The 26,058-nt window shown below is 70.4% G+C and carries 23 protein-coding genes; 13 read left to right on the forward strand and 10 right to left on the reverse strand.

Going from position 1 to position 26,058, the window contains the following annotated elements:
* The first annotated feature begins 65 nt into the window (after positions 1-65).
* The 5 genes from glmU (at position 66) to B0675_RS06150 (ending at position 4,694) form a co-directional block, all read left to right on the forward strand.
* A complete protein-coding gene (gene glmU / locus B0675_RS06130; RefSeq protein ID WP_081217725.1) occupies positions 66-1,514 on the forward strand; it encodes a bifunctional UDP-N-acetylglucosamine diphosphorylase/glucosamine-1-phosphate N-acetyltransferase GlmU in 1,449 nt (482 codons plus the stop codon).
* A 125-nt stretch (positions 1,515-1,639) separates the two neighbouring features.
* Positions 1,640-2,614, forward strand: coding sequence for a ribose-phosphate diphosphokinase (locus B0675_RS06135; protein ID WP_081217726.1), 975 nt, complete (start codon positions 1,640-1,642; stop codon positions 2,612-2,614).
* A gap of 202 nt (positions 2,615-2,816) precedes the next feature.
* Positions 2,817-3,413 (forward strand): 50S ribosomal protein L25/general stress protein Ctc, encoded by a 597-nt coding sequence (locus tag B0675_RS06140; protein ID WP_081217727.1) that lies wholly within the window; start codon positions 2,817-2,819, stop codon positions 3,411-3,413.
* Between the two features lie 73 nt (positions 3,414-3,486).
* Positions 3,487-4,098 (forward strand): aminoacyl-tRNA hydrolase, encoded by a 612-nt coding sequence (gene pth, locus B0675_RS06145; RefSeq protein ID WP_081217728.1) that lies wholly within the window; start codon positions 3,487-3,489, stop codon positions 4,096-4,098.
* A 98-nt stretch (positions 4,099-4,196) separates the two neighbouring features.
* Positions 4,197-4,694, forward strand: a complete 498-nt coding sequence (locus B0675_RS06150) for a hypothetical protein (protein ID WP_081217729.1) — start codon at positions 4,197-4,199, stop codon at positions 4,692-4,694.
* A 132-nt stretch (positions 4,695-4,826) separates the two neighbouring features.
* On the opposite strand, the gene ppc is transcribed toward B0675_RS06150, so the two are convergent.
* The gene (ppc, locus tag B0675_RS06155) at positions 4,827-7,559 is read right to left on the reverse strand and encodes a phosphoenolpyruvate carboxylase (RefSeq protein ID WP_081217730.1); all 2,733 of its coding nucleotides are present in this window, start codon (positions 7,557-7,559) and stop codon (positions 4,827-4,829) included.
* 349 nt (positions 7,560-7,908) lie between these two features.
* On the opposite strand from ppc, the gene B0675_RS06160 reads away from it, so the two are divergent.
* Both B0675_RS06160 and B0675_RS06165 read left to right on the forward strand, forming a co-directional pair.
* Entirely contained in the window at positions 7,909-8,922 is a 1,014-nt protein-coding gene (locus tag B0675_RS06160; RefSeq protein ID WP_081217731.1) for a fatty acid desaturase, read from the forward strand.
* Entirely contained in the window at positions 8,919-9,599 is a 681-nt protein-coding gene (locus B0675_RS06165; RefSeq protein ID WP_081217732.1) for a TetR/AcrR family transcriptional regulator, read from the forward strand. Before B0675_RS06160 ends, B0675_RS06165 begins: the two co-directional genes overlap by 4 nt.
* On the opposite strand, the gene B0675_RS06170 is transcribed toward B0675_RS06165, so the two are convergent.
* Together B0675_RS06170 and B0675_RS06175 are read right to left on the reverse strand one after the other, a co-directional pair.
* Positions 9,596-10,027: a VOC family protein gene (locus B0675_RS06170; protein ID WP_081217733.1), complete on the reverse strand. Its 432-nt coding sequence runs from the start codon at positions 10,025-10,027 to the stop codon at positions 9,596-9,598. The genes B0675_RS06165 and B0675_RS06170 overlap by 4 nt on opposite strands.
* Positions 10,027-10,839 (reverse strand): trans-aconitate 2-methyltransferase, encoded by an 813-nt coding sequence (locus B0675_RS06175; protein ID WP_081217734.1) that lies wholly within the window; start codon positions 10,837-10,839, stop codon positions 10,027-10,029. Before B0675_RS06175 ends, B0675_RS06170 begins: the two co-directional genes overlap by 1 nt.
* A gap of 161 nt (positions 10,840-11,000) precedes the next feature.
* Here B0675_RS06175 and B0675_RS06180 point away from each other — a divergent pair, with 161 nt between their 5' ends.
* The gene (locus B0675_RS06180; protein WP_081217735.1) at positions 11,001-11,498 is read left to right on the forward strand and encodes a MarR family transcriptional regulator; all 498 of its coding nucleotides are present in this window, start codon (positions 11,001-11,003) and stop codon (positions 11,496-11,498) included.
* On the opposite strand, the gene B0675_RS06185 is transcribed toward B0675_RS06180, so the two are convergent.
* A complete protein-coding gene (locus B0675_RS06185; RefSeq protein WP_081217736.1) occupies positions 11,457-12,224 on the reverse strand; it encodes a response regulator transcription factor in 768 nt (255 codons plus the stop codon). The two genes, B0675_RS06180 and B0675_RS06185, sit on opposite strands and share 42 nt — an antisense overlap.
* A 255-nt stretch (positions 12,225-12,479) precedes the next feature.
* Between B0675_RS06185 and B0675_RS06190 the strand changes: the two genes are divergently transcribed.
* On the forward strand, positions 12,480-12,953 hold the full coding sequence (locus tag B0675_RS06190) for a GNAT family N-acetyltransferase (RefSeq protein ID WP_179165258.1): 474 nt from the start codon (positions 12,480-12,482) through the stop codon (positions 12,951-12,953).
* Between the two features lie 46 nt (positions 12,954-12,999).
* On the opposite strand, the gene galK is transcribed toward B0675_RS06190, so the two are convergent.
* From galK to galT, 3 genes are read right to left on the reverse strand one after another with little or no spacing between them, the layout of a single operon-like run.
* The gene (gene galK / locus B0675_RS06195) at positions 13,000-14,142 is read right to left on the reverse strand and encodes a galactokinase (protein WP_081221619.1); all 1,143 of its coding nucleotides are present in this window, start codon (positions 14,140-14,142) and stop codon (positions 13,000-13,002) included.
* A gap of 12 nt (positions 14,143-14,154) precedes the next feature.
* Positions 14,155-15,120 carry a UDP-glucose 4-epimerase GalE gene (gene galE / locus B0675_RS06200; RefSeq protein WP_081217738.1) on the reverse strand — a complete coding sequence of 322 codons (966 nt, stop codon included), beginning with the start codon at positions 15,118-15,120 and terminating at the stop codon, positions 14,155-14,157.
* On the reverse strand, positions 15,117-16,205 hold the full coding sequence (gene galT, locus B0675_RS06205) for a galactose-1-phosphate uridylyltransferase (protein ID WP_081217739.1): 1,089 nt from the start codon (positions 16,203-16,205) through the stop codon (positions 15,117-15,119). The genes galE and galT overlap by 4 nt, the downstream gene beginning before the upstream one ends.
* A 179-nt stretch (positions 16,206-16,384) precedes the next feature.
* Here galT and B0675_RS06210 point away from each other — a divergent pair, with 179 nt between their 5' ends.
* The 4 genes from B0675_RS06210 to B0675_RS06225 all read left to right on the forward strand — a co-directional run bounded on the left by B0675_RS06210 (position 16,385) and on the right by B0675_RS06225 (position 20,887).
* Positions 16,385-18,082 carry a sodium:solute symporter family protein gene (locus B0675_RS06210; RefSeq protein WP_081217740.1) on the forward strand — a complete coding sequence of 566 codons (1,698 nt, stop codon included), beginning with the start codon at positions 16,385-16,387 and terminating at the stop codon, positions 18,080-18,082.
* Positions 18,083-18,122: 40 nt separating this feature from the next.
* Complete coding sequence (locus B0675_RS06215; RefSeq protein WP_081217741.1) at positions 18,123-18,440, forward strand: hypothetical protein; 318 nt, start codon at positions 18,123-18,125, stop codon at positions 18,438-18,440.
* A gap of 206 nt (positions 18,441-18,646) precedes the next feature.
* A complete protein-coding gene (locus B0675_RS06220; RefSeq protein WP_081217742.1) occupies positions 18,647-19,933 on the forward strand; it encodes a M48 family metallopeptidase in 1,287 nt (428 codons plus the stop codon).
* Positions 19,934-19,990: 57 nt separating this feature from the next.
* Complete coding sequence (locus B0675_RS06225; RefSeq protein ID WP_081217743.1) at positions 19,991-20,887, forward strand: NAD(P)-dependent oxidoreductase; 897 nt, start codon at positions 19,991-19,993, stop codon at positions 20,885-20,887.
* 70 nt (positions 20,888-20,957) lie between these two features.
* Here B0675_RS06225 and B0675_RS06230 read toward each other — a convergent pair whose 3' ends face one another.
* The 3 genes from B0675_RS06230 to B0675_RS06240 all read right to left on the reverse strand — a co-directional run bounded on the left by B0675_RS06230 (position 20,958) and on the right by B0675_RS06240 (position 25,814).
* The gene (locus tag B0675_RS06230; RefSeq protein ID WP_081217744.1) at positions 20,958-21,668 is read right to left on the reverse strand and encodes a LuxR C-terminal-related transcriptional regulator; all 711 of its coding nucleotides are present in this window, start codon (positions 21,666-21,668) and stop codon (positions 20,958-20,960) included.
* Between the two features lie 248 nt (positions 21,669-21,916).
* Complete coding sequence (locus tag B0675_RS06235; protein WP_081217745.1) at positions 21,917-23,863, reverse strand: PQQ-binding-like beta-propeller repeat protein; 1,947 nt, start codon at positions 23,861-23,863, stop codon at positions 21,917-21,919.
* 79 nt (positions 23,864-23,942) lie between these two features.
* A complete protein-coding gene (locus B0675_RS06240) occupies positions 23,943-25,814 on the reverse strand; it encodes a PQQ-binding-like beta-propeller repeat protein (RefSeq protein WP_081217746.1) in 1,872 nt (623 codons plus the stop codon).
* Positions 25,815-26,058 lie beyond the last annotated feature (244 nt).

A 26,058-nucleotide genomic window follows, 5' to 3' on the forward strand; every position in this document is an offset into this window, starting at 1 on the left:
CCTGATACGCCCCGGTATCCTGCGGATGTCCACACCCCAAGCATCCGAAGCCGAAGGGCATTCCCGTGAGCGCCAATCGCCCGGCAGCCGTCGTCGTTCTCGCAGCGGGTGAGGGCACCCGTATGAAATCGGCCACACCCAAGGTCCTGCACGACATCTGTGGCCGTTCCCTCGTCGGTCATGTGCTCGCCGCGGCGGGCGAGTTGGACCCCGAGAACCTGGTCGTCGTCGTGGGTCACGCCCGCGAGAAGGTCGTCGCCCACCTCACCGGGATCGACCCCGCCGTGCGGACCGCGGTGCAGGCCGAGCAGAACGGCACCGGGCACGCCGTGCGGATGGGCCTGGAGGAGCTGGGCGGCGGTGTGGACGGCACCGTCGTCGTGGTCTGCGGCGACACCCCCCTGCTCAGCGGTGCGACGCTGCGCGCCCTCGCCGAGACGCACGCCGCCGACGGCAACGCCGTGACGGTGCTGACCGCCGAGGTCCCCGACGCGACCGGTTACGGCCGCATCGTGCGGGACGGCGCGAGCGGCGCGGTCACCGCGATTGTGGAGCACAAGGACGCGAGTGACTCGCAGCGTGCGATCCGTGAGATCAACTCGGGTGTCTTCGCCTTCGACGGGCAGCTTCTGGCGGACGCGCTGGGCAAGGTGCGGACGGACAACAGCCAGGGCGAGGAGTACCTGACGGACGTCCTCGGGATCCTGCGGGAGGCCGGGCACCGTGTGGGCGCGGCGGTGGCGGGTGACCACCGGGAGATCGCCGGCATCAACAACCGGGTGCAGTTGGCGGAGGCGCGGCGCATCCTGAACGACCGGTTGCTGACCGAGGCGATGCTGGCCGGTGTGAGTGTGGTGGATCCGGCGACGACGTGGGTGGATGTGACGGTGACGTTCGAGCAGGACGCGATCGTGCACCCGGGGACGCAGTTGCAGGGTGCGACGCATCTGGCGGAGGGCGCGGAGGTGGGTCCGAACTGCCGGCTGAAGGACACGCGGGTGGGTGCGGGGGCCCGGGTGGACAACACGGTGGCGGACAGCGCGGAGGTGGGTCCGCAGGCGACGGTGGGTCCGTTCGCGTATCTGCGTCCGGGGACGCGGCTGGGCCTGAAGGCGAAGGTCGGCACGTACGTGGAGACGAAGAACGCCACGATCGGTGAGGGGACGAAGGTTCCGCATCTGTCGTATGTCGGGGACGCGACGATCGGCGAGTACTCGAACATCGGTGCCGCCAGTGTGTTCGTGAACTATGACGGACAGGACAAACACCACACGACGATCGGGTCGCACTGCCGGACGGGTTCGGACAACATGTTTGTGGCTCCTGTCACGGTGGGGGACGGTGCGTACACCGCGGCGGGGTCGGTGATCACGAAGGATGTGCCGGCGGGTTCGCTGGCCGTGGCCCGTGGCCAGCAAAGGAATATCGAGGGTTGGGTGGCCCGTAAGCGTCCCGGGAGCGCGGCGGCGAAGGCCGCGGAGACGGCTGCCCGGGGGACGGAAAGCGAAGACTGACCGGAAAGCGGTACGTCCGGGACGGCGTACCGTGATAGGTGCACACCCCAGCTGAGAGGGCTTCTCGCAACCCAGCTGAGACGACCTCTCGCGCCCACTGAGTAGACCTCTGAGGAGACAGTGCTGTGACCGGGATCAAGACGACCGGCGAGAAGAAGATGATGTTCTTCTCCGGCCGCGCCCACCCCGAGCTTGCCGAGGAGGTCGCCCACAAGCTGGGTGTCGGGGTTGTCCCGACGAAGGCCTTCGACTTCGCGAACGGCGAGATCTACATCCGCTATCAGGAGTCGGCGCGCGGTGCGGACTGCTTCCTGATGCAGAGCCACACGGCTCCGATCAACAAGTGGATCATGGAGCAGTTGATCATGATCGACGCTCTCAAGCGGGCGTCCGCGCGGAGCATCACGGTGATCGTGCCGTTCTACGGTTACGCGCGCCAGGACAAGAAGCACCGTGGGCGTGAGCCGATCTCGGCGCGTCTGATCGCGGACCTGATGAAGACGGCGGGTGCGGACCGCATTCTGACGGTGGATCTGCACACGGACCAGATCCAGGGCTTCTTCGACGGTCCGGTGGACCACCTGTTCGCGCTGCCGATCCTGGCGGACTACGTGGGTGCCAAGGTCGACCGGTCGAAGCTGACGGTGGTCTCGCCGGACGCGGGCCGGGTGCGGGTGGCGGACCGTTGGTGCGACCGTCTGGACGCGCCGCTGGCGATCGTGCACAAGCGTCGTGACAAGGACGTGGCGAACCAGGTCACCGTGCACGAGGTGGTCGGTGACGTGAAGGGCCGGGTGTGCATCCTGGTCGACGACATGATCGACACGGGTGGCACGATCTGCGCGGCGGCGGACGCGTTGTTCGCGCACGGTGCGGAGGACGTCATCGTGACGGCGACGCACGGCGTGCTGTCGGGTCCCGCGGCGGACCGTCTGAAGAACTCGAAGGTCAGTGAGTTCGTGTTCACGGACACGCTGCCGACTCCGGGTGAGCTGGAGCTCGACAAGATCACGGTGCTGTCGATCGCGCCGACGATCGCGAACGCGGTGCGTGAGGTCTTCGAGGACGGTTCGGTGACGAGCCTGTTCGAGGAGCAGTAGGCCTCGGTTCCGCCGGTCCTCTAGATCGATTTCTTGTACGGCCTCCCCGCCCCGTAAGCTGTCACAGTTGCTCGGCGAGGGAGGCCGTTCCGCTGTCATCGGCGGGTACGGCGGTCCGTTATCGACGCGCTCTTCGTAGCAGGCCGACGGTTTGGCCGGGTGACCTTTTTCGTCAGGTTTCCCAGTTCTACGAGGAGTGAACATGTCCGAGGTCAAGCTCGCCGCCGGCACCCGCACCGAGTTCGGCAAGGGCGCTGCCCGCCGCATCCGCCGTGAGAGCAAGGTTCCCGCGGTCGTCTACGGTCACGGCACTGAGCCGGTCCACATCACGCTGCCGGGTCACGAGCTGCTGCTCGCCCTGCGTACCCCGAACGTTCTGCTGACGCTGGACATCGAGGGCAAGACCGAGCTGGCGATCCCGAAGGCCGTCCAGCGTGACGCCATCAAGGGCTTCATCGAGCACGTCGACCTGCTGCTCGTGAAGCGTGGCGAGAAGGTCACCGTCGAGGTCTTCGTGCAGACCGAGGGTGAGCTGGCCCCGGGCAGCTTCCTGCTGGAGCACGTCCTGAACACGCTGACCGTCGAGGCCGAGGCCACGCACATCCCGGAGTCGGTCACCGTCTCCATCGAGGGCCTGGAGGCCGGTGCCTCCATCCACGCCAAGGACATCACGCTCCCCAAGGGCACCACGCTGGCGATCGACGAGGACGCGGTCGTCCTCCAGGTCCTGTCCGCGCAGGCCGAGGAGCCGGCGGCCGAGGACGAGGCCGCCGAGGCGGACGCGCCCGCCGAGGCCTGATCCTCACCGCCATCTTCAGTCGTGCCGGCCGCCGCTCCTGTCAGGGGCGGCGGCTGTCGCGTATCAAGGACACATGGGAGAGACGGACGTGACGACCGACGCCACCGCGCCCTGGCTGATCGTGGGCCTGGGGAATCCGGGCCCGGAGTACGCCATGAACCGGCACAACGTGGGCTTCATGGTGGCCGATCTGCTGGCGGGGCGGATCGGTGGGAAGTTCAAGCGGGCGGGGAAGGCGCAGGCGCAGGTGATCGAGGGGCGGATCGGGCCGCCGGGTCCGGCGAACCGGCGGGTGATTTTGGCGAAGCCGATGTCGTACATGAATCTGTCGGGTGGTCCGGTGACGGCGTTGCGGGACTTCTACAAGGTGCCGACGGGGAACATCGTGGCGGTCCATGACGAGCTGGACATCGATTACGGGGTGTTGCGGCTGAAGCTGGGTGGCGGGGACAACGGTCACAACGGGCTGAAGTCGATGACGAAGGCGATGGGCGCGGACTATCACCGGGTGCGGTTCGGGATCGGGCGTCCGCCGGGGCGGATGCAGGTGGCGGATTTCGTGCTGAAGGATTTCGCGTCGGCGGAGCGCAAGGAGCTGGACTACTTCGTGGACCGGGCTGCGGACGCGGTGGAGGCTCTGGTGATCGAGGGTCTGGAGCGGGCGCAGAGCACGTACAACTCCTGAGGTCGGGTGGGGGCCCGGGGGGCTCGGAGGCGGTCGTTGTGCGGGTACAACGGGGGACTTGTCCCTGCCGGAGTTGACCGAGCGCTCAGCCATGGCCAATGATCCCGGCCATGCCTGCTGTCACCTCCCGTCAGAGCGCCCACGCGGCGCTGCGTTTCGGGCGGCTCGCGGCGATGGGCGCGGTCACGCTGCTCATTCTGGTCGCGGGTGTCTGGGCCTCGTGGGGCACCGCTCAGCACGTGATGCTGGGCAAGGGCCGGGAGCGGGGCACGCTGGCGGTGGTGTCGTGTGCGGACGGGACGTGCTGGGGGCCGTTCACGCCGTCCTCGCCGGGTTACCGGGCGCGGGACCGGGTGCGCATCGGCCAGGAGCCGGCGGTGCGGAAGGGCCGGACGTACGCGGTGACGGTGAAGCCGGACAGTGACGAGGTGGTCCGCAGCGGTCCGGCCGGCCTGCTCTACGCGTGGTCGCCGCTGGCCGGGGCGTTGTTGCTGGCGTCGGTGGTGGTGGCGGGCGGACTGCGGCTGACGCGGGTGGCGTGGGTGATGGCGGGTGCGGGGCTTGCGCTGCTGACGGCCGCGTTCCTGGCGCTGTAGCCGTCCGCTCCGAGGGCGGTGCTCCGTTTCTTCTTGGGACGCCGAAGGCGCCCTCTCTGTCCGGTCGGTTGCGACGGACGGGGAGGGCGCCTTCGTGTTCCGTCGGGCTGGGGCGCCCGGCGGAGGGTGGGCTCAGCCGGTGTTGCGCAGGCCGGCGGCGACGCCGTTGACGGTCAGGAGCAGGGCCCGTGCGAGCAGCGGGTCGGGTTCCTGGCCGGCGGCGGCCTCGTCGCGCTGGCGCTTGAGGAGGGCGACCTGGAGGTAGGAGATCGGGTCCAGGTAGGCGTCGCGGATGGAGAAGGTCTGCTGGAGCACCGGGTTGGTGTCGAGGAGCTTGTCCCCGCCGGTGATGCGCAGTACCTCGCGGACGGTGAGTTCGTGTTCGGCCCGGATGGCCTCGAAGACGTGCTTGAGTTCGTCGGGTACGAGGGTGTCGACGTAGTGGCCGGCGATGCGCAGGTCGGTCTTGGCGAGGGTCATCTCGACGTTGGAGAGGAAGTTCCGGAAGAAGTGCCACTGCTCGTGCATCTCGTCGAGCACCGTGTCGAGGCCGGCTTCGCGCAGTGCCTTGAGGCCGGAGCCGACGCCGTACCAGCCGGGCACGATCTGCCGGGACTGGGTCCAGCCGAAGACCCACGGGATGGCGCGCAGTCCGTCGAGCGAGACGCCCGAGCCGGGGCGGCGGGAGGGCCGTGATCCCAGGTGCAGGTCGGCGAGCTGGTCGACCGGTGTCGAGGCGAGGAAGTACGTCGGCAGGTCGGGGTCCTCGACGAGCCGCCGGTAGGCGGAGTGGGCGGCGTCGGAGACGACGTCCATCGCCGCGTCCCAGCGGGCGAGCGCCTCGTCGGACTGGCGGGGCGCGGTGTGCAGGGCGGACGCCTGGAGCGTCGCGGCGACCGTCAGTTCGAGGTTCTCGCGGGCGAGGGAGGGGACGAGGTACTTGTCGGAGATGACCTCGCCCTGTTCGGTCACCTTGATCTCGCCCTCCAGGGTGCCCCAGGGCTGGGCGAGGATGGCGTCGTGCGAGGGGCCGCCGCCGCGGCCGACGGTGCCGCCGCGGCCGTGGAAGAGGCGCAGGCGGACGCCGTAGCGGTGGGCGACGTCGCGCAGCCGGCGCTGGGCGCGGTGGATCTCCCACTGGGAGGTGGTGATGCCGCCGAACTTGGAGGAGTCGGAGTAGCCGAGCATGACCTCCTGGACGTCCCCGCGCAGTGCTACGAGGCGGCGGTAGGAGGGGTCGGAGAGCATGTCCTCCAGGATCGTGTCCGCGGCCTTGAGCTCGTCGGTGGTCTCCAGGAGCGGCACGATGCCGATCTTCGCCCAGCCGGCGTGCAGGTCGAGCAGTCCGGCCTCGCGGGCGAGGACGGCGGCGGCGAAGACGTCGTCGGCGCCCTGGCACATGGAGATGATGTACGACTCGATGACCTCGGGCCCGAAGATCGTCAGGGCCTTCTTGACGGTTTCGAAGACGCCGAGGGTCTTGTGTCCGGCGGCGTCGAGGGGCGCCGGGGTGGGGGCGAGGGGGCGCCGGGAGCGCAGTTCCTTGGCGAGGAGCTTGGCGCGGTAGTCGCGCGGCATGTCCACGTAGCGCCAGGATTCCTCGCCGAGGCGGTCGAAGAGCTGGCCGAGGGCGTGGTGGTGGGCGTCCGCGTGTTCGCGTACGTCCATGGTGGCGAGCTGGAGGCCGAAGGCGGCGAGGGTGCGGATGGTGCGGTTCATCCGGCCGTCGGCGATCAGGCCGCCGCGGTGTGCGCGCAGCGAGGTCTGGATGAGGATGAGGTCGCGGAGGAGTTCGGCGGTGCCGAGGTAGTCGCGGCCGTCCTCGTGCGTGGTGCCCTTGGCGAGGCGGAGCTTGGTGTTCTCCAGCTTCTGCCGGATGCAGGTGGCCTTGAGCCGGTAGGGCTCCTCGGCGTTGAGGCGCTTGTAGCGGGGGCTGATCTCCGGGAGGCGTTCGAGGTCGGTCTGGAGGGATTCCAGGAGGTCCTCGGTGGCGCCGGTGTAGCGGATGGAGTTCGACAGGAAGCCGCGGAGTTCGTCGATGAGTTCCAGGGCGTCGTTGATGCCGTGTTCGTGCTGGAGGATCAGGACGTCCCAGGTGACGTCGGGGGTGACGTTCGGGTTGCCGTCGCGGTCGCCGCCGATCCAGGTGCCGAAGGTGAGCGGGCGGGTCTCCTCGGGGAGGGTGACGCCGACGCGTTCGAGTTCGGCGGTGAGGTCCTCGAGGACGTCGCCGACGGCGCCGGCGTGGAGTTCGTCGAGGTAGTAGATGGCGTTGCGGGCCTCGTCGGCGGGTTCGGGGCGGACGACGCGGAGCTCGTCGGTCTGCCAGACGAGGTCGATGTTCTCGGCGAGGCGGGTGTCGTAGCGGCGGCGGTCGGCCTCGATGACCGGGGTCTCCAGGAGGGCGGCGATGCGGCGCAGCTTGTTGAGGACGGAGCGGCGGGCCGCTTCGGTGGGGTGGGCGGTGAAGACGGGTCGGACGTTGAGGTTCTTGACCGTCTGGCGCAGGTGCTCGGGGTCGGCGTCCTTGAGGCGGTCCGCGGTGCGGGCGAGGAGGCTGCCGTCGGCGGCGCGCCGGGCGCGCAGTTCGCGGCCTCGGTGGACCTGCTCGGTGACGTTGGCGAGGTGGAAGTAGGTCGAGAAGGCGCGGACCAGCTTGGCGGCGGTCTCCAGTTCGGTGCCGCGCAGCAGGTCGGCGGCGGCCTCGCCGTCCTCGCGGGTCAGGCGGCGGACCTTCTCGACCAGTTCCAGGAGCTCGGGGCCCTCCTGCCGTACGAGGGTCTCACCGAGCAGATCGCCCAGGCGGCGGATGTCGGCGCGCAGCTCGCTGCTGGTCGTCGTGGTCTGGTCGTCGGCACTGCTCACAGGTGCGGCTCCTTGCAGTGTTGAAGCTCGTCTGAAGAGTGGGGAATCTCGTCTGAAGCTCGGCTGGGAGGGAACCCGGGTGTTCGACCGCGCGGCGGGTGCCGTTCGGCGAGGAGGCATCCGGGTAGAAATCAGACGGACCGCGCTGTCCGACCGACTCCAAGGATAGGTGTCCATCAGGACGCGCAGGCTGTCGGGCTCTTGCCGCCGGGCTACGCGCTGACATACTTACGACGCCGTAGGTTACGGACCCGTAGGGTCTCCCGTCGTTCGACGGGTGAACCGTGGGGGCCGCACCCGGACTCTCTTCCCCGCCCTCCATCACCTTCGAACCCCACAGGGGACGCCCATGACCACGAGTTCCGATGTGATCGACGACGCCCCGGGGGCGGACGGCGACGGCAACCGGCTTCCGGCCGCGACGCTGGGCGGTGAGAGGAAGGGGTCGCTCGAACAGCTCACTCTTCTTCTCTTCATCGCCGTTCCGTTCGTCGCGCTGCTCGCGGCGGTGCCGCTGGTGTGGGGGTGGGGGGTGAGCTGGCTGGATCTCGGCCTGCTGGTCTTCTTCTACTACCTGGGATGCCACGGCGTCACGATCGGCTACCACCGTTACTTCACGCATGGCTCCTTCAAGGCGAAGCAGCCGCTGCGGATCGCGATCGCGATCGCGGGTTCGATGGCGGTCGAGGGGCCGGTGGTGCGCTGGGTGGCCGACCATCGCAAGCACCACAAGTTCTCGGACGCGGAGGGTGACCCGCATTCGCCGTGGAAGTACGGCGAGACGGTCCCGGCGTTGCTGAAGGGTCTGTGGTGGGCGCACATCGGCTGGATGTTCGACGAGGAGCGGACGCCGCAGGAGAAGTACGCGCCGGATCTGGTGAAGGACCCGGTGATCCGGGCGATCTCGCGGCAGTTCCTGTTCTGGACGCTGTTGTCGCTGGCGTTGCCGGCGCTGATCGGCGGTCTGGTGACGATGTCCTGGTGGGGTGCGTTCACCGGGTTCTTCTGGGGGTCTTTGGTGCGGGTGGCGCTGCTGCACCATGTGACGTGGTCGATCAACTCGATCTGTCACGCGGTGGGCAAGCGGCCGTTCAAGTCGCGTGACCGTTCGGGGAACGTGTGGTGGCTGGCGGTGCTGTCGTGCGGTGAGTCGTGGCACAACCTGCACCATGCGGATCCGACGTCGGCGCGGCACGGTGTGGACCGCGGTCAGATCGACTCGTCGGCGCGGATCATCCGCTGGTGCGAGCAGCTCGGCTGGGCGTACGACGTGCGGTGGCCGTCGCGCTCGCGGCTCGATTCCCGCCGGAGCGGCGAGGGGAACGGCTCCCGGCGCACGACGGAATCCGCTGAAGCGGCATGATTGACGGCGTGGCGACCGACTCCAGCAGCACCTCAGGCAGCAACGAGAAGCCGCGGCGTGCGCGCCGTACCCGGATGACGGGCGCGGAGCGTCGTCAGCAGTTGCTGGAGATCGGCCGCACCTTGTTCGCGGCGAAGGGGTTCGAGGGCACGTCGGTGGAGGAGATCGCGGCGAAGGCCGGGGTGTCCAAGCCGGTGGTGTACGAGCACTTCGGCGGCAAGGAGGGCCTGTACGCGGTGGTGGTGGACCGGGAGATGCGCCGGCTGCTGGACATGGTGACGGGTTCGCTGACGGCGGGGCATCCGCGGGAGTTGTGCGAGCAGGCGGCTTTCGCGCTGCTGGACTACATCGAGGAGTACACGGACGGTTTCCGGATCCTGGTCCGTGACTCCCCGATCCCGCAGTCGACGGGTTCGTTCGCGTCGCTGATCTCGGACATCGCCACTCAGGTGGAGGACATTCTGGGCCGCGAGTTCAAGAGTCGCGGTTTCGATTCGAAGCTGGCTCCGTTGTACGCGCAGGCCCTGGTGGGCATGGTGGCGTTGACGGGTCAGTGGTGGCTGGACGTGCGCAAGCCCCGCAAGGCGGAGGTGGCGGCGCATCTGGTGAATCTGGCCTGGCACGGTCTGGACGGTCTGGAGCCCAGGCCCCGGCTGATCGGGCACCGCAAGGCCTAGGACCGGATCCGTGGGTGTTCTTCCGGGCGGGACCGCTCCCCTGTGGCGGTCCCGCCCGGAAGGGTTTCCGGGAGGGGTTCGAGGAATTCGAGGCGGTTGCCGACGGGGTCCTCGGAGTAGAAGCGCCGGTGGCCGGGAAGTTCGTCGTCCCAGGTGACGGGGGCGCCGGTGGCGGCGATCCGTGCGGCGTAGGCGTCGATGCCGGTGACGCGGAGTCCGGGGTGGGCCTTCTCGGCGGGCCGGAAGCCGGTGTCGACGCCGAGGTGGAGCTGGACGGCCCCGGCCCGGAACCAGCAGCCGCCGCGGGCGGCGAGGGTGGGCGGTTTGGGTGTCTCGGTCATCCCGAGGGCGTGGACGTAGTAGGCGCGCAGCAGGTCCTCGGAGCCGGGCGGGGCGGCCAGCTGGACGTGGTCGACGGCGGTGAGCATCAGCTCTTCTTCCGGGCGACGACGAAGAGCCGGCGGAACGGCAGGACGGTGCCGTAGGACTGCTCGGGGTAGGCGTCGCGCAGCAGGTCGCGGTAGGCGGTGAGGAAGCTGTCGCGGGCCTCGGGGTCGTCGGCGAGGGTGGTGAGGAGGGGCCGCAGTCCGGTGCCCTTGGCCCAGTCGAGGACGGCGTCGGGTCCGTTCAGGAGTTGCATGTACGTGGTCTGCCAGATGTCGGTGGTGCAGCCGAGGGCTTCGAGGCGGTCCAGGTAGACGAGCGGGTCGTGGACGGAGTCGGTGGCGCGCAGGACGCCGGAGAGGCGGGTCTTCCAGCGGGCGGAGCCGGCGAGGTCGCGCATGAGGACGTGCAGGGGTGCGTCGATGTTGTCGGGCATCTGGACGGCGAGGGTGCCGCCGGGTGCGAGGGCGTCGAGCCAGCCGGGGAGCGCTTCCAGGTGTCCTGGCACCCATTGGAGGGCGGCGTTGGAGGCGATGAGGTCGTAGGTCTCGGTGGGTGTCCAGTCGGTGAGGTCGCCGTGGGTGAAGTCGAGGCGTCCGCCGCCGGGGGTGGGCCCGGCGTACTCCTCGGCCTCGGCGAGCATCTCGGCGGAGTTGTCGTAGCCGGTGATGTGGGCGGTGGGCCAGCGTTCGGCGAGTTGGACGGTGACGTTGCCGGGACCGCAGCCGAGGTCGGCGATGCGGGCGGGGTCGGCGGGCAGGTCGGTGACCCGGGCGAGCAGGTCGGCGAAGGGGCGGGCGCGGTGGGCGGCGTGGCGCAGGTACTGGTGGGGGTCCCAGGTGGGGGTGGCTGCCATGGGCGGGTCTCCTCGCGGGTCGGCGGAGCGGTCGCGGGCCTCCGGACGGGCTGCCCGGGGCCGGTCTTTTCGCCGGTCCAGCCTCACCCACAAAGTATCTCGACGTCAAGAGACTCCACATCAAGAGACTTCATGTCGACACAACCACTACACTGATCGTCATGGAGGACGAGGTCGATCGGCTGGTCGCTGCGTGGCGCCGGGAGCGCCCGGACCTCGACGTGGAACCGCTGGAGGTTCTGAGCCGGGTGAGCAGGCTCGCCCGGCACCTGGACCGCGCCCGCCGGCTGGCGTTCTCCGAGCACAGTCTGGAGCCCTGGGAGTTCGACGTCCTGACGGCGCTGCGGCGCGCGGGATCCCCGTATCAGCTCTCCCCCGGACAGCTCCTCACCCAGACGCTGGTCACGTCGGGCACGATGACGAACCGCATCGACCGCCTGACGAAGAAGGGCCTGGTGGAGCGCCTCCCGGACCCGAGCGACCGCCGAGGCGTGCTCGTCCGGCTGACCGAGGAGGGCCGCGACCGCGCCGACCAGGCGCTGGCCGGGCTGCTCGAACAGGAGCGGGCGATCCTCGCGGAGCTGAGCCGCGGGCAGCGAGGTGAACTGGCGGGGCTGCTACGCCAGTTGACCGCCCCGTTCGACAACATCCCCGGTTAGGTCGACGGGTCCGACCCCGGCGCGCCGGGCGAGGGCCACGGCGGCGAGGGTCGAGTGCACGCCGAGCTTCCCGAGCACGTTCTGCATATGGGTGCGGACGGTGTGCGGGGAGAGGAACAGCCGCTCCGCCACGGCCTTGCGGCCGAGGCCCGCCACCATGCAGCGCAGCACCTCGCGTTCACGGGGTGTCAGCGACTCCACGAGCCGCTCGCTCTCGGTGCGGTGCTTGCGCGCGGCGGTCAGCTCCCGCAGCACCCCGGTGAGCAGGGCGGGCGGCAGATGCGTCTCGTCGCGCAGGACACCCCGTATGACGGTGAGCAGGCGCGACAGCGAGCAGTCCTTGGCGACCCAGCCGGAGGCGCCGGCCTGCAGGGCGAGCGCGGCGCGGCGCGGGTCGTCCTTCTCGGCCAGGACGACCATGCGGACGCCCGGCTGCCCGGTGCGCACGCCGGCGACCAGCGAGATGCCGTCCACCAGGCCGTCCTCGTTGCTCTCCTGGACGGGTACCGCCGGGCGCATGCCGGGCAGATTGCCGCCCAGGTCGGCGTCGACGAGCAGCACGTCGAAACGGCGGCCCTCGGCCGCGGCACGTTCCAGGCAGCGCAGCGCGGCGGGCCCGCTGCCTGCCGCGGACACGTCGACATCGGGCTCGGCCGCGAGAGCTGCGGCGAGCGACTCGGCGAAGATGCGGTGGTCGTCGACGACCAGTACTCGGATGCGAACCACTGAAACCCCCACTGTCGGGGGACGGTCGGTACGGGTACGGCGCCCGAAGTGTTCCCGAGCCAGCTTGCGACCCGGAAGCGGGGTGCCGCAGCCGCACGGCCGCCGCCGTGCTGGAAGTGCTACCCCCACTTCGGGCGTCGTACCCGACTGTCTCGCCCCCTGATCAGCACCGGCCCCCACCGGTACTGCTCATCAGGGTACGGGCGGGGGCGGGGAGCGGAAGGCAATTTGCAGAACTGGTTGGCCAGCGCGTTTATGGTGAGCCGTATGTTTCGTATCGAGACAGGAGACGACAAAGAGCGTCGGGAACTGCTCCGTCGGCGACTGCTGGAGACCAACACGGCGGCGTCCCCGGTGCTGCGCGCGCTGCGCGGGACCCCGGGCGAGCGTCAGCGTCCGCTCCAGCTGTGGGCCCTGGACGAGGCGGGTGACCTGGCCGGCGGGCTGGTGGGGCACACCTGGACGACCTGGCTCCACGTCACCTACCTGTGGGTCGACGGACGCCATCGCGGCACCGGTCTCGGCAGCCGGCTCCTCGCCGACGCCGAACGGGCGGCGGCACGGCGCGGCTGCGACGCGGCCCGCCTGGAGACCTGGGACTTCCAGGCCCCCGACTTCTACCGAAAACAGGGCTACGAGGTGGTCTCCGTGATCCCCGACTACCCCCCGGGCATCACGGAGTACACGTTGACGAAGCGGTGGAAGGGGTTCAGCCCCTCCGGCGATTGAGGAGCCGCGGGTCCGGGGGCCGGGCCCCCGGATACGGGACGGGGGTTCAGCCGATCCGCCGGGCCCCCGCCGAGGGAACGGCCGGGAAGATGCGGGGGGCGGTGAAGCCCGCGGACAGGAACGCCTCCGCGATCGCCTTGCTGACGGAGTCCACGTCGGTGGATTCGAGCAGCACGATCGCGGACCCCCCGAATCCGCCCCCGGTCATCCGCGCCCCGAGCGCCCCCGCCGAGTTGGCCGCCGAGACGGCGAGATCCAGTTCGGGGCAGGAGATCCGCAGGTCGTCGCGGAGCGAGTGGTGACCGTCCGTCAGGACGGGCCCGATGGCGCGGACATCACCGGCGTCGAGCAGCGTGATGACCCGCTCCACCCGGTGGTCGTCGGAGACGACGTGCCGGACATAGCGGCGCACCCGCTCGTCGGAGAGCCGCGCGAGCGCCGCGTCGAGCCCGTCGAAGGGAACGTCCCGCAGATGGGGGACGCCCAGCTGACGGGCCCCCTCCTCGCACCCCTCCCGGCGCTCGGCGTACGCCCCGTCGCCCAGCGCGTGCTTGACGCGGGTGTCGACGACGAGGAGTTCGAGCCCCTGGGCGGCGAGGTCGAAGGGGACCTGGCGGATCGACAGGTCCCGGCAGTCGAGGTGCAGGGCGTGGCCCTCGGTGCAGCACGCCGACGCGGTCTGGTCCATGACCCCGCACGGCACGCCGACGAAGTCGTTCTCGGCGCGCTGCGCGACGCGGGCCAGTTCGGGACGGGTCAGGCCGAGGCCGTACAGCTCGTCGAGGGCGACGGCCGTGACGACCTCCAGGGCGGCCGAGGAGGACAGGCCGGCGCCGGTGGGGACCGTGGAGGCGAGATGGATGTCCGCGCCGCCGACCGGGTGGCCGGCCTCGCGCAGCGCCCACACGACACCCGCCGGGTATGCGGCCCAGCCGGTGTCCGAGCGGGGCACGAGTTCGTCGACCCGCAGCTCGACGACGGGCCCGTCGATGTCCGCCGAGTCGAGCCGCAGCACTCCGTCGGTGCGGCGGGAGACCGCCGCGACCGCCGTGTGCGGCAGCGCGAGCGGCATCACGAACCCCTCGTTGAAGTCCGTGTACTCGCCGATCAGGTTGACGCGGCCCGGTGCCGCCCAGACGCCCTCGGGCGCGGCACCGTACAGCTCCTCGAAGCCCTCACGTACCCCCACCTGCTCCACCTGCTATCCCTTCGCTACGTTCTGTGCGAACTCCCACGCGTCCGCGACGATGCCCGCGAGATCCGCGCGGGACGGGTTCCAGCCGAGTCGCTCGCGGGCGGTGTCCGCGGAGGCGACGAGCACCGCCGGGTCTCCGGCGCGGCGCGGTGCCACGACCTCGGGGATCGGGTGTCCGGTCACCCGGCGCACGGTCTCGACGACCTCGCGGACGGAGAAGCCGTTGCCGTTGCCGAGGTTGCAGATCAGGTGTTCGCCGGGCGAGGCGGCGGCGACCGCGAGCAGGTGCGCCTCGGCGAGGTCCGCGACGTGGATGTAGTCGCGGATGCAGGTGCCGTCCGGGGTCGGGTAGTCGTCGCCGTAGACGGAGATGGCGTCGCGGCGTCCCTGGGCGACCTGGAGGACCAGCGGGATGAGATGCGACTCGGGGTCGTGCCGCTCGCCGCTGTCGCCGTAGGCGCCGGCCACGTTGAAGTACCGCAGGGAGACCGCGGCCAGTCCGTGGGCGGCCGCCTCGCCGGTGATCATGTGGTCGACGGCGAGCTTGGAGGCGCCGTAGGGGTTGGTGGGGCGGGTCGGCGCGGACTCGACGATGGGGGTGGTCTCCGGCTCGCCGTAGGTCGCGGCGGTGGAGGAGAAGACGAGTCGGCGCACGCCGGCGTCGCGCATCGCGGCGAGCAGGGCCATGGTGCCGCCGACGTTGTTGTCCCAGTACTTCTCGGGCTTCACCACGGACTCGCCGACCTGGGAGAACGCGGCGAAGTGCAGGACGGCGTCGTACGAGGAGTCCAGCCACTTGGCGGCGTCGCGGATGTCGCCCTCGACGAAGGCGGCGCCCGCGGGGACGCCCTCGCGGAATCCCGTCGAGAGGTTGTCGAGGACGGTGACCTCGTGGCCCGCTTCCAGCAGGTGGCGGGCGACCACGCTGCCCACATAGCCGGCTCCACCGGTGACCAGGTACTTCCCACTCATGAACTCGCTACCTCTCGCAGTCGCTGAGCCGCGGTCTCCGGCGGCACGTCGTTGATGAACACGCTCATGCCGGACTCGGAACCCGCGAGGAACTTCAGCTTGCCGGAAGTGCGGCGAATGGTGAAAAGCTCGAGGTGGAGTGCGAAGTCGTCGCGGTTGACGCCCTCGAACTCGTCGAGCGGGCCGAAGGGGGCCTGGTGCCAGGCCGCGATGTACGGCGTCGGGGACCCGCTCGTCCCGTCCTTCACACCGTCCGGGCCGTCGAAGATCCGGTCGAAGCGCCTCAACAGTTCCAGATAGACCTGGGGGAACTCTGTGCGTGCCTCCTCGTCGAGGCCGAGCAGGTCGGGGACGCGGCGGCGGGGGTAGAGGTGGACCTCGTAGGGCCAGTGGGCGGCGTAGGGCACGAAGGCGATCCAGTGGTCACTCGACAGGACGACGCGTGAACCGTCCGCCAGCTCCTTCGCGACGACCTCGTCGAACAGGTTCTCGCCGCCGGTCGCCTCCTTGTGGGCCGCGAGGGACCGCAACATCAGGGCGGTACGCGGCGTGGTGAAGGGGTAGCCGTAGATCTGCCCGTGAGGGTGACCGAGTGTCACGCCGATCTCGGCGCCGCGGTTCTCGAAGCAGAAGACCTGTTCCACGGAGGGCAGATGCGACAGTTCGGCCGTGCGGTCCGTCCACGCCTCCAGCACGAGTGCCGCCTGCCGCTCCGTCAGATCGGCGAAGGACGCGTCGTGGTCGGAGGTGAAGCAGACGACCTCGCAGCGGCCCGCGTCGCCGGCCAGCGAGGGGAAACGGTTCTCGAAGACCACCACGTCGTACGAGGAGTCGGGGATCTCGCTCAGCCGGTCGCCCGAGGACGGGCACAGCGGGCACTCGTCGGCCGGCGGGTGGTAGGTGCGGCCCTGGCGGTGCGAGGCGATCGCGACGGCGTCCCCGAGCAGCGGGTCGCGGCGCACCTCGGAGGTGGTGACGGTCGGGTCGAGCGGACGCCGGTCCACCGCGTCGCGGACCTGGTCGTCCCGTGCGTCGTAGTAGATGAGCTCACGACCGTCGGCGAGCCGGGTCGAGGTCTTCTTCACTGTCGGACTCCCCATCCACACCCGATCAAACCTTCAAACATAACCGAACATAACAAACCACAAGGCACCAGCGCCGTCAACATCACAATCAAACAAAGGACACCACCGGAAGTGTTCATTTATTAGAAGCGGCGGCGTAGGTTCCGGTCCGATACGTTCACGCGACGAAGCGAGTTCTGATGCAGTCCCCCACATATCTCCCACCATCGGGCAGCGTGCTGGCCGCCGAGCTGCGGCTCCCCACGAACGCACTCGACTACACGATCCTCGGCATCTACTTCGTGGTCGTCCTCGGCATCGGCTTCGCGGCCCGCAGCTCCGTCAAGACGAGCCTCGACTTCTTCCTCTCCGGGCGCTCGCTCCCCGCCTGGATCACCGGCCTCGCGTTCATCTCGGCGAACCTCGGAGCCACCGAGATCCTCGGCATGGCGGCCAACAGCGCCCAGTACGGCGTCTACACCGTGCACTGGTACTGGATCGGCGCCATCCCGGCGATGGTCTTCCTGGGCCTGGTGATGATGCCGTTCTACTACGGCTCCAAGGTCCGCTCGGTGCCGGAGTTCCTCTTCCTGCGCTTCGACAAGTACGCGCACCTGCTGAGTTCGATCCTGTTCGCCTTCGCCGCGATCCTCATCGCCGGCGTCAACCTGTACTCGCTCGCGATCGTCGTCGAGGCGCTCCTCGGCTGGCCGCAGTGGGTGGCGATCGTCGTCGCCGGCTTCTTCGTGCTCGCGTACATCACCCTCGGCGGGCTGTCCTCCGCGATCTACAACGAGGTCCTCCAGTTCTTCGTGATCCTGGCGGCGCTGATCCCGATCGCCGCGCTCGGCCTGAAGCGGGTCGGCGGCTGGGACGGTCTGACGGACTCGCTCGACGCGTCGCACGGCCACAACTTCACGACGGCCTGGGGCGGCACCGGCATCGGCAGCGCCAACCCGCTCGGCGCCAACTGGCTGACCATCGTGCTCGGTCTCGGCTTCGTGCTGTCCTTCGGCTACTGGACGACGAACTTCGCGGAGGTGCAGCGCGCGCTGTCCGCGAAGAACCTCTCCGCCGCGAAGCGCACCCCGCTCATCGCGGCCTACCCGAAGATCTTCATCGTCTTCCTGGTGATGATCCCGGGCCTGGTCGCGGCCGTCCTGGTCCCGAAGATCGGGATGAAGGGAAATCTGCAGTACAACGACGCGATCCCTTACCTGATGCAGGAGTTGCTGCCGAACGGTGTCCTCGGCATCGCCGTGACCGGTCTGCTGGCCGCGTTCATGGCGGGCATGGCGGCCAACGTCTCGTCCTTCAACACCGTGTTCACGACCGACATCTGGGCGCGGTACGTGGTCAAGGACCGCGAGGACGCCTACTACGTGCGCTTCGGCCGCGGGATCACCGTGATCGGTGTCCTGGCGTCGATGGGCACGGCCTTCCTGGCGTCGTCGTTCTCCAACATCATGAGCTACCTCCAGACGCTCTTCTCCTTCTTCAACGTGCCGATGTTCGTGGTCTTCATCGTCGGCATGTTCTGGAAGCGCGCGTCGGTGAAGTCGGGCTTCTGGGGTCTGCTGGCCGGTACGACGGCCGCGATGGTGAACTACTTCGTCTTCTACAAGCAGGGCATCATCGGCTTCCCCTCCGACCAGGGCGCCAACTTCGTCTCCGCGATCGCCGGCTTCGTCGCCGGTGCCGTGGTCATGGTCGCGGTGTCGCTGTTCACCGCCCCGAAGCCGGCCGAGGAGCTGGAGGGACTGGTCTACGGCACCCGCTCGCCCGGCATGGCCGAGCCGCCGGCCGCCGGTGACGACGCCTGGTACCGCAGGCCGGCGCTGCTCGGCTGGGGTGCCGTGATCCTGGCGGCCACCTGCTACATCCCGTTCTCGCTCTGACGAGTTCCGACGGGTTCCGACGAGGGAGAATCAAGAAACCATGTCCGACAATCCCGAACGCGACGTCCAGCGCGAGGTCACGGAACTTCAGAAGGAGTCCACGACCGCCGCTCGCCTGTTCGACATCCGCCTCATCATCGGCGGCCTGTTCGTCCTCTACGGCATCATCCTCACGATCGCCGGCATCACGGCCTCCGACGCCGACATCGACAAGGCGGTCGGCGTCAACATCAACCTGTGGACCGGCCTCGGCATGCTGATCCTCGGCCTGTTCTTCGTGGGCTGGCTCTGGCTCCGCCCGCTGGCCGCCCCGGTCCCGGACATCCCGGCCGACGACACCACCGGCCCGAAGGAGTAGCTCCACCGCTCAACCCCGCTGCCCGGGGCCGGAGTTCCCACCGGAACCCGGCCCCGAGGCATGCACCCGCGAGGCGCGCGGCCCGGCAGCCATCTCAACTCCTCCCGGACCAGGCGCTTTACGCGACGACGCGCGTGTGATCAGCTTCGCTGTGTCATGTACAGGCGGCCTCTGGGGAGGGGCCGTGGGGGCAGGGGGAGTCGACGGTGCACACCACCGCGGAGGAATCGGTCCAGGCATGCCCGGACTGCGGGAGCGAGATCCGCTTCAACAGCAGGTTCAGCGCGTGGTGCGCCGCCTGCGACTGGAACGTCGACCCCGCGCCCCCGGAGGAGAGACCGGGGCGCCTCGCCCGGGCCCAGCGCGCCCAGGCGCGGCGCTACGGCGAGAAGCTGCTGACCGAACTGACCGCGGGCGGGACCCTGCGACCCCTGCGCGACGCCTCCTCGGTCCTCGCCTACGCCCTCGCCCTCGCCGTCCACGCCGTCACCTTGGCCGTGGCAGGAGCCGGGATCGGCTTCCTGATCCGGGGCTGGGGCGGCTTCGGCATGGTGCCGGGCACGCTGTTCCTCGCCCTCGCATGGTCGCTCCGACCCCGGCTGCCGCGTCTGCCGACGGACGTGCCCGTCCTGCACCGCGCCGACGCACCGGAACTGTTCACGCTCGTCGACCAGGTGGCCGTCGTCGTCGGCACCCGCGGAGTCGACGCGATCGCCGTCGACAGCTCGATCAACGCGAGCGTCGTGACCTACGGCATCGGCGGCCGCCGCCTGCTCACGCTGGGGCTGCCCCTGTGGGAGATCCTCACCCCACAGCAGCGCATCGCCCTGCTCGGTCACGAGCTCGGCCACTACAGCAACGGCGACACCCGGCACAGACGGGTCGTCGCGACGGCGTACCGCTCGCTGGTCACCTGGGAGTACTTCTTCCATCCCTACTCGGACGCCACCCTGCTCACGATGACCGTGAACGTGTTCTACGCCCTGCCCCGTTGGATCTCCCTCGGGCTGCTGCTCCTGCTCGACCGGCTGACGCTGCGCGGCGCCCAGCGGAGCGAGTACCTGGCCGACCGGATGGCCGCCCGCGCCGGGTCCACCGAGGCGGCGGCGGAGCTCTTCGACTGGCTGCTCGTCTCCCAGTCGGCCGAGGTCACGCTGATGCGCGAGGCCAACGGCTCCGCGCTGCGCGGACGGGGCGGATCCGGGCGGGACGACGAGCGGATCGACGGACTGTGGGAGCGCCTCGCCGCCGACCTGAGGTCCGTCCCGGAACACGAACGCGAGCGGCAGCGACGGGCGAGCATCCGGCGGGGGCACAGCGTCGACTCCACCCACCCGCCGACCCATCTGCGCCGGACCGCGCTGCTCCTCGCACCGCCCGTACCGCCCGCGGTCGTCTCCGACGCCGGACGTGAGCTGCGCATCGGCGCGGAACTCACCGCCGTACGCAGGACGGTGGCCCGGCGGATCCTCCGGGACGGCTACGGGAACTGACGGGTCGAAGGGCCGCGCCGCCGCGCATGAAACCCGCCCAGCGGGAAGGCTGACCCCATGAACGACACACTCACCGTCAGCGTCCTCGGTACCGGGATCATGGGGGCCGCGATGGCCCGGAACATCGCCCGGGCCGGGCACACCGTCCGGGTCTGGAACCGTACCGCCGCCAAGGCCGGACCGCTGGCCGCCGACGGCGCGTACGTCGCGGCGTCGCCCGAGGAGGCCGTGCGGGGCGCCGACATCGTCCTGACCATGCTGTACGACGGGCCCGCCACCCTCGACACGATGCGGCAGGCGGCGCCCGGGCTGCGCGACGGGGCCGTCTGGGCCCAGTCCACGACGGCCGGGATCGACGCCGTCGCGGAACTGGCCGGCTTCGCCCGCGCGCACGGGCTCGCCTTCTTCGACGCGCCGGTCCTCGGGACGCGCGCCCCCGCGGAGGCCGGACAGCTGACCGTGCTGGCCGCGGGCCCGGTGGCCGCGCGGGACGCGGTGACGCCGGTCTTCGACGCGGTCGGCTCACGGACCGTGTGGACCGGCGAGGACGGAGCGGCGGGCAGCGCCACCCGGCTCAAGCTCGTCGCGAACAGCTGGGTCCTTGCGGCCACCGCCGCGGCCGGCGAGGCGCTCGCGCTGGCGAAGGGGCTCGGGGTCGACCCGCAGGACTTCTTCGGCCTCATCGCCGGCGGACCGCTCGACATGGGCTATCTGCACGCGAAGGCCGGCCTCGTCCTGGAGGAGCGGCTCTCCCCCGCCGCGTTCGCCGTCACGACCGCCGAGAAGGACGCCCGGCTGATCGTCACGGCCGGGAGGCGGAACGGCGTCCGGCTCGATGTCGCCGAGGCAGCCGCCGAACGCTTCGCCCGCGCCGCGGCCCAGGGCCACGGGGACGAGGACATGGCCGCCGCCTACTTCGCCAGCTTCGACGAGGACAAGCCCCCGGCCGCGTAAGGCCGGTCGCCCGGGAAGGCCCCCGGCCGAGCGATCTCGGCCGCAGGGGCACCGAGGCACCCGAGCGACGTCAGAGGGTCCCGGTCTCCGAAGGGTGCGGTGCCGCCGGCGCGGGGATCGGGCCCGCGCGGTCGAGCAGTCCCGTGCGGGCCGCGAGAGCCGCCGCCTCCAGACGGGAGCCGACGCCCAGTTTCATCAGCACCCGCTGGACGTGGGTGCGGGCCGTGGAGGGCGCGATGCCCATGCCCGCCGCGATGAGCCGGGTGTCCTCCCCGTCCGCGACCCGCACGAGGACCTCCACCTCCCGGGGCGTGAGCATCTGGAGCAGCCGCTGGCCCTCGTCGTCGGGCTGGGCCGCCGGGTTGAGCAGTTCGCTGAAGGCCCCCTGGAGCAGCTGCGGCGCGACGGCCGCCTCGCCCGCCCGCGCCTTCATGATGGCGCGCTCGACCCCTTCGATGCGCTCGTCGTGGCGCACGTAACCGGAGGCGCCCGCGGCGAAGGCGGCGGCGATACCGCGCGGGTTCGGGACCGGACCGAGCACCAGGACCGCCACCTGGGGACGCTCCCGTTTGATCCGCACGACCGGGTCGAAGATGCCCGGCTCGGCCGGTGTCGCGGTGCCGATCAGACAGACCTCGGGCGCCCTGGTGATCACCAGCTCCGCCGCCCCCGCGGCGGGCGCCGCCGCGGCGAGCACCCGGTGCCCACGCAGCTTCAGTGCCGAGGCCAGCGCCTCGGCCAGCAGTCGGTGGTCATCGACCACCATGAGCCGCACTCCCATCAGGCAACCCCCCAGTCCCCCCAAGCATCCCCACTGGTTCCCCGTGGATGAGAAGCCCCCCGGCTCTCCATCCCCCGGAAGCTACACGCTTGTTCGACGTTGCGCTTCCCCTACCGGAGAGAAGTGCCCCGGAATATCGAATTCTCTCGCCGTGGGGATTGATGCCGGATACGCGGCCGGCCCCGCCCCTGAACAGGGACGGGGCCGGCCGCGCGACAGGAACCGAACGAAACGGTCCGCGTCGTGGGCTACTTGGTTCCGAAGGCGATCGCCAGGTAGTCCTTGGTGCCCGTCGTCGACGGCTTGTCCGCGAAGACCTGGGACATGTAGAGGTGCCCGTCGTGGAAGAGGATCTCGGCGTACTCCGGGAGCATGCTGGACTCCGCGTCGCGCACCGACTGGTCCGCCGGGTTCTCCAGGAGCTTGGTCTCCTTGAACGAGGTCCCGTCGATCGTGACGATCTGCCCGCCCTTGTCGTACGGCGGCCGCTTGTACGCGAGGAGGTTGGTGCCGTCCATGCGCAGCGGGGTGATGGTGTAGCCGTCCCCGGCGTCCGCGCGCTGGCCGGTCTGCTTGCCGGTGGCCAGGTCGAAGGCGACGATCTCGTTGGTCCGGCTGTACTCGCCGGAGCCGTCGTGCTCCTCGGTCGGGATGTACAGCCTGTCGTTGCCGACGGCGAGCGAGGAGCAGTACTCGATCCTGGTGATGCCGTCGCAGCGGGCCGCGTACGTCTTGCCCGGCGCGGAGATCTTGGTGCGCAGCGTGCCGGTCTTGTTGTCGATGGAGAAGAAGTCCGAGATGCCGCTGCCGTCCCCGGCGGAGTCGCCGACGTCGGCCGCGACGACCAGCGGGTCGGTGGAGACGACGCTCGCGTACTCGATGCCGGGCGACATCTTGTACTCGGAGATCACCTTCCCGGTCTTCGGGTCGATGGTCTGGATGTGCAGCTGGCGCGTGCTGCCGTACTCGCCGCACTTGCGGACCGCGACGAGCTTCGGGCCGCCGCCGTAACCGGAGTCGTAGCAGCTGTCGGTGGTCTTGGGGGCCCAGAGCGGCTTGGCGGTGGAGATGTCGAACGCGCCGCCGCCGCTGGTGCTGCCGGCGGCGACCGTGTTGCCGCTGACCGTCACGTTGTCGAGGTTGATCGGCTGGTCACCGGACTTGATCGTCCGGGTCCAGAGCTTCTTGCCGGTGTCGAGGTCGATGGCGGCGAGCTGGCTGCAGCCGTGCGACGGTTCCGCCTTGGTGGGCATGGCGGGCTCGTAGATGATCGCCGTGCGGTCGGATTCGGTGGTGTGCCGGCTCGCCTGGCAGACCGGGCCCGGGAGCTTGATCGTCCAGGTCTTGGCGCCGGAGTCCGGGTCGTAGCCGTTGATCTCGGCGACACCGCTCTTGGCGTACACCTTGTCGGTGAGCCAGGAGCCGACCGTGGTCACGCTCGTGTCGTCCTTGGGGATGGCGGGCGCGGGGATCTGGAACAGCGGGGTGGAGGCGGTGCTCGCCGGCACCTTCTCCTGTCCGTTGGACGAGGTGCCGCCGGTGCCCTTGCCGTCGCCGCCCTTGCCACCGGTGCCGCCGCCCGAGTCGGCGGAGGTCTTCTTGTCGTCGCTCTTGCCGGAGGAGTTCGCGTACCAGACGCCGCCGCCGATGATCAGCGCGACGGCCACGACGGCCGCCACGATGATGACGATCTGGGCGTTGACCTTCCCGCCGCCGGAGCCCCCTTGGGGAGCCTGCGGCTGGTGGGGCATGGTCTGCTGCTGCGGGTAGCCGTAGGGACCGGGCGCGCCGTACGGGGCCTGCGGCTGGCCGGGTGCGCCGTACGGGCTCTGCGGCTGGCCGGGATAGCCGTAGCCCGGCTGGGCCGGGGGCGGGGTCTGCGGGTAGCCGTAGGGCTGCTGCTGCGGGGCCCCGGGCGGTGCCGTCTGCGGGGGCGGGGGCGTCTGCGGGTAGCCGTAGCCGGGGCCCTGCGCGGGCGGCGGGGGCGGCGTGGGCGCGCCGAAGCCACCGGGGGGCGGGCTCTGCGGGGCGCCGAAGCCACCCGGCGGGGGGCTCTGCGGAGCGCCGAACCCGCCGGGCGGGGGGTCCTGGGGCGCGCCGAAGTCGCCCTTCTGCGGTTCCTTCGGCTCGGGCTGGTCCGACGGCGGCTGGTCCGACGGCGGCTGGTTCGGGGGCGGCGGGGGCGGCTGGCTCATGGCGTGGGTACCTCGGGGGACGAAGGGGCGGCGGGCCGGTGCGCGCGGGGATCGCGCGGGAACGGGAGGCGGGCTGCGGTCACTTGCCGTAAGCCAGCATCAGCTTCTCCTTCGCCTCGTCGTTGCCCGTCAGCCGGGTGGTGGAGATGTAGAACCGCCCGTCCACGTAGTCGACGGCCTTCGAGAAGAAGCTGCTCTCGATGTTCGCCGTGCCCTGCGGGTTCTGGAGGAGCGTGCTGGGCTTGTGGCTGCCGGTCGTCGGGACGGACACGACGCGTCCGCCGCCGTCGTAGGACGCCTCGACGTAGGCGACGAGGGTGCCGCCCTCCGTCCGCATCGGCATCATCGTGGCGTCCGCGGGGGACTTGACCCGCCACTTCTCCTTGCCGGTCGCCAGGTCGAACGCGACGACCTCGTTGGCCCCGGTCTTCTCGTCGGTCGGGAGGTACAGCGTGGTCGCGTCGGCGACGGCGCCGAAGCAGCCCGTCAGATCGCGGCTGAGGATCGCGAAGCCGCACTCGGGCGCGAACCCGTCGTCGCTCTTGAGCTGCGCGCGGATGCTGCCGTTGCTGTCGTTCAGGACACTGACGTTGACGGTCTTCTTCGCGTCGTTGGTCAGGTAGAGGACGACCGGGTCGACGGAGTAGGCGCGCTGGACCTTCCAGCCCTTGGCGATCTTCGTCGTCCACTTCACGTGGCCGGTGGCGGGGTCCAGTTCCTGGACCTCGTCGTGCTCGGTGTCGCTGCCGGCGCCGCAGGACGAGACGGAGAGCAGCCTGCTGCCGCCGGCGAACCCGGCCGGGTAGCAACTGGCACCGTACTTCTCCTTGTCCCACAGCTTCTTGCCGCTGGAGACGTCGTACGCCGTGCCGGACATCGAGCGGCCGACGGTCAGGGTGTCGCCGCTGATGGACAGTTCGACGGAGAGCGCGCTGTCGAACAGGCCGCCGTCGGCGACCTTGCCGCTCCAGCCCTTGGCGCCGGTGTTCAGGTCGATCTGCTGGAGCTGGTTGCACTTGGCGCTGCTGGTGGAGCCGCTCATGTACGCGATGACGACCTTGTCGTCGGACGTCTTCTGCGGGGTGACGGCGCAGATCTTCTGCGGGAACGTCAGCGTGTCCCAGGCCGGCTTGCCGTTGCCGACGTCGAACGCGAAGACCTGCTTGTACGCGGCCTTGACCGCCGCCTTGCCGGTGATCCACAGGCCGGGCGCGTCGGCACCCGAACCGGGCGCGTCCGGGGCGGACTTGTACCAGAGCACCTTCGCCTCGCCCGGCTTGCGGCCGGCGTTCAGGTTCTCGTCGTCCGTGCCGCCGTCGCCGCTGCCGTCCCCGGGGTTGACCGGGTCGTCCGACGCGGACGCCTTCGGGCTCCCGCTCGGGCTCTCCTTGGCGACGGGCTTCTTCCCGTCGTCACCGCCGCTCGTGACGGCCCATACGGTGCCGCCGACGACGAGCAGTCCGGCCACGGCCGCCGCGATGACGAGCGCGGGCCTGCCCTTGAACGGGTTCTTCGAGCCGCCGGGCGGCGGGGTGCCGGGACCGCCCGGGTACGTGGGCTGCTGCGGATAGCCGTAGCCCGGCTGCTGCTGCGGGTAGCCGTAGGGCCCGGGCTGGCCGTAGGGCCCCGGCTGGGCGTACGGGCCCGGCTGCTGCGGCTGCCCGTACGGACCGGGCTGCTGCGGCTGCCCGTACGGTCCCGGCTGCTGCGGGTAGCCGTAGCCGGGCTGCGGGGGCGGCGGTGCGCCCTGCGGCGGCGGAGGCGTGGTGGGCGGCGCGGCCGGCGGCGGACCCGCGGGCGGGGTCTGCGGCGGCTGCTGGGGCGGAGGCTGCGGTGCGCCGAAGCCTCCCTGCGAGCGCGGGTCCTGCGGTGTGCCGGAACCGCCCGTCGGCGGCTGGTCCTGCGGTGCTCCGAACCCGCCCTGCGGCGGCTGACTCGGCGGCTGACTCATCAGCGCTTCCCCCTCTTCACTGATGTGGCGCCCCATCGGCGGCGCTGGATCTCCGCCACACCCGGTGGTTCTCAGACTGTTCTCAGACGGCTCTTTCTATCACTGCGGGGGGCGCGGGCAGGGGGCCGGTGCGCGCCCTGTTCCCAAGGGAGAACCGGGCTGTGATGCCGCCGTTACGCGTCTTCACGGGGCCTTCACGCCACAAGCGCGAGGGATGTTCCTCCGCCGGTGAGGCGGTTCCTCC

This window comes from Streptomyces sp. M41(2017) (assembly GCF_002078175.1).
Taxonomy (GTDB): Bacteria; Actinomycetota; Actinomycetes; order Streptomycetales; family Streptomycetaceae; genus Streptomyces.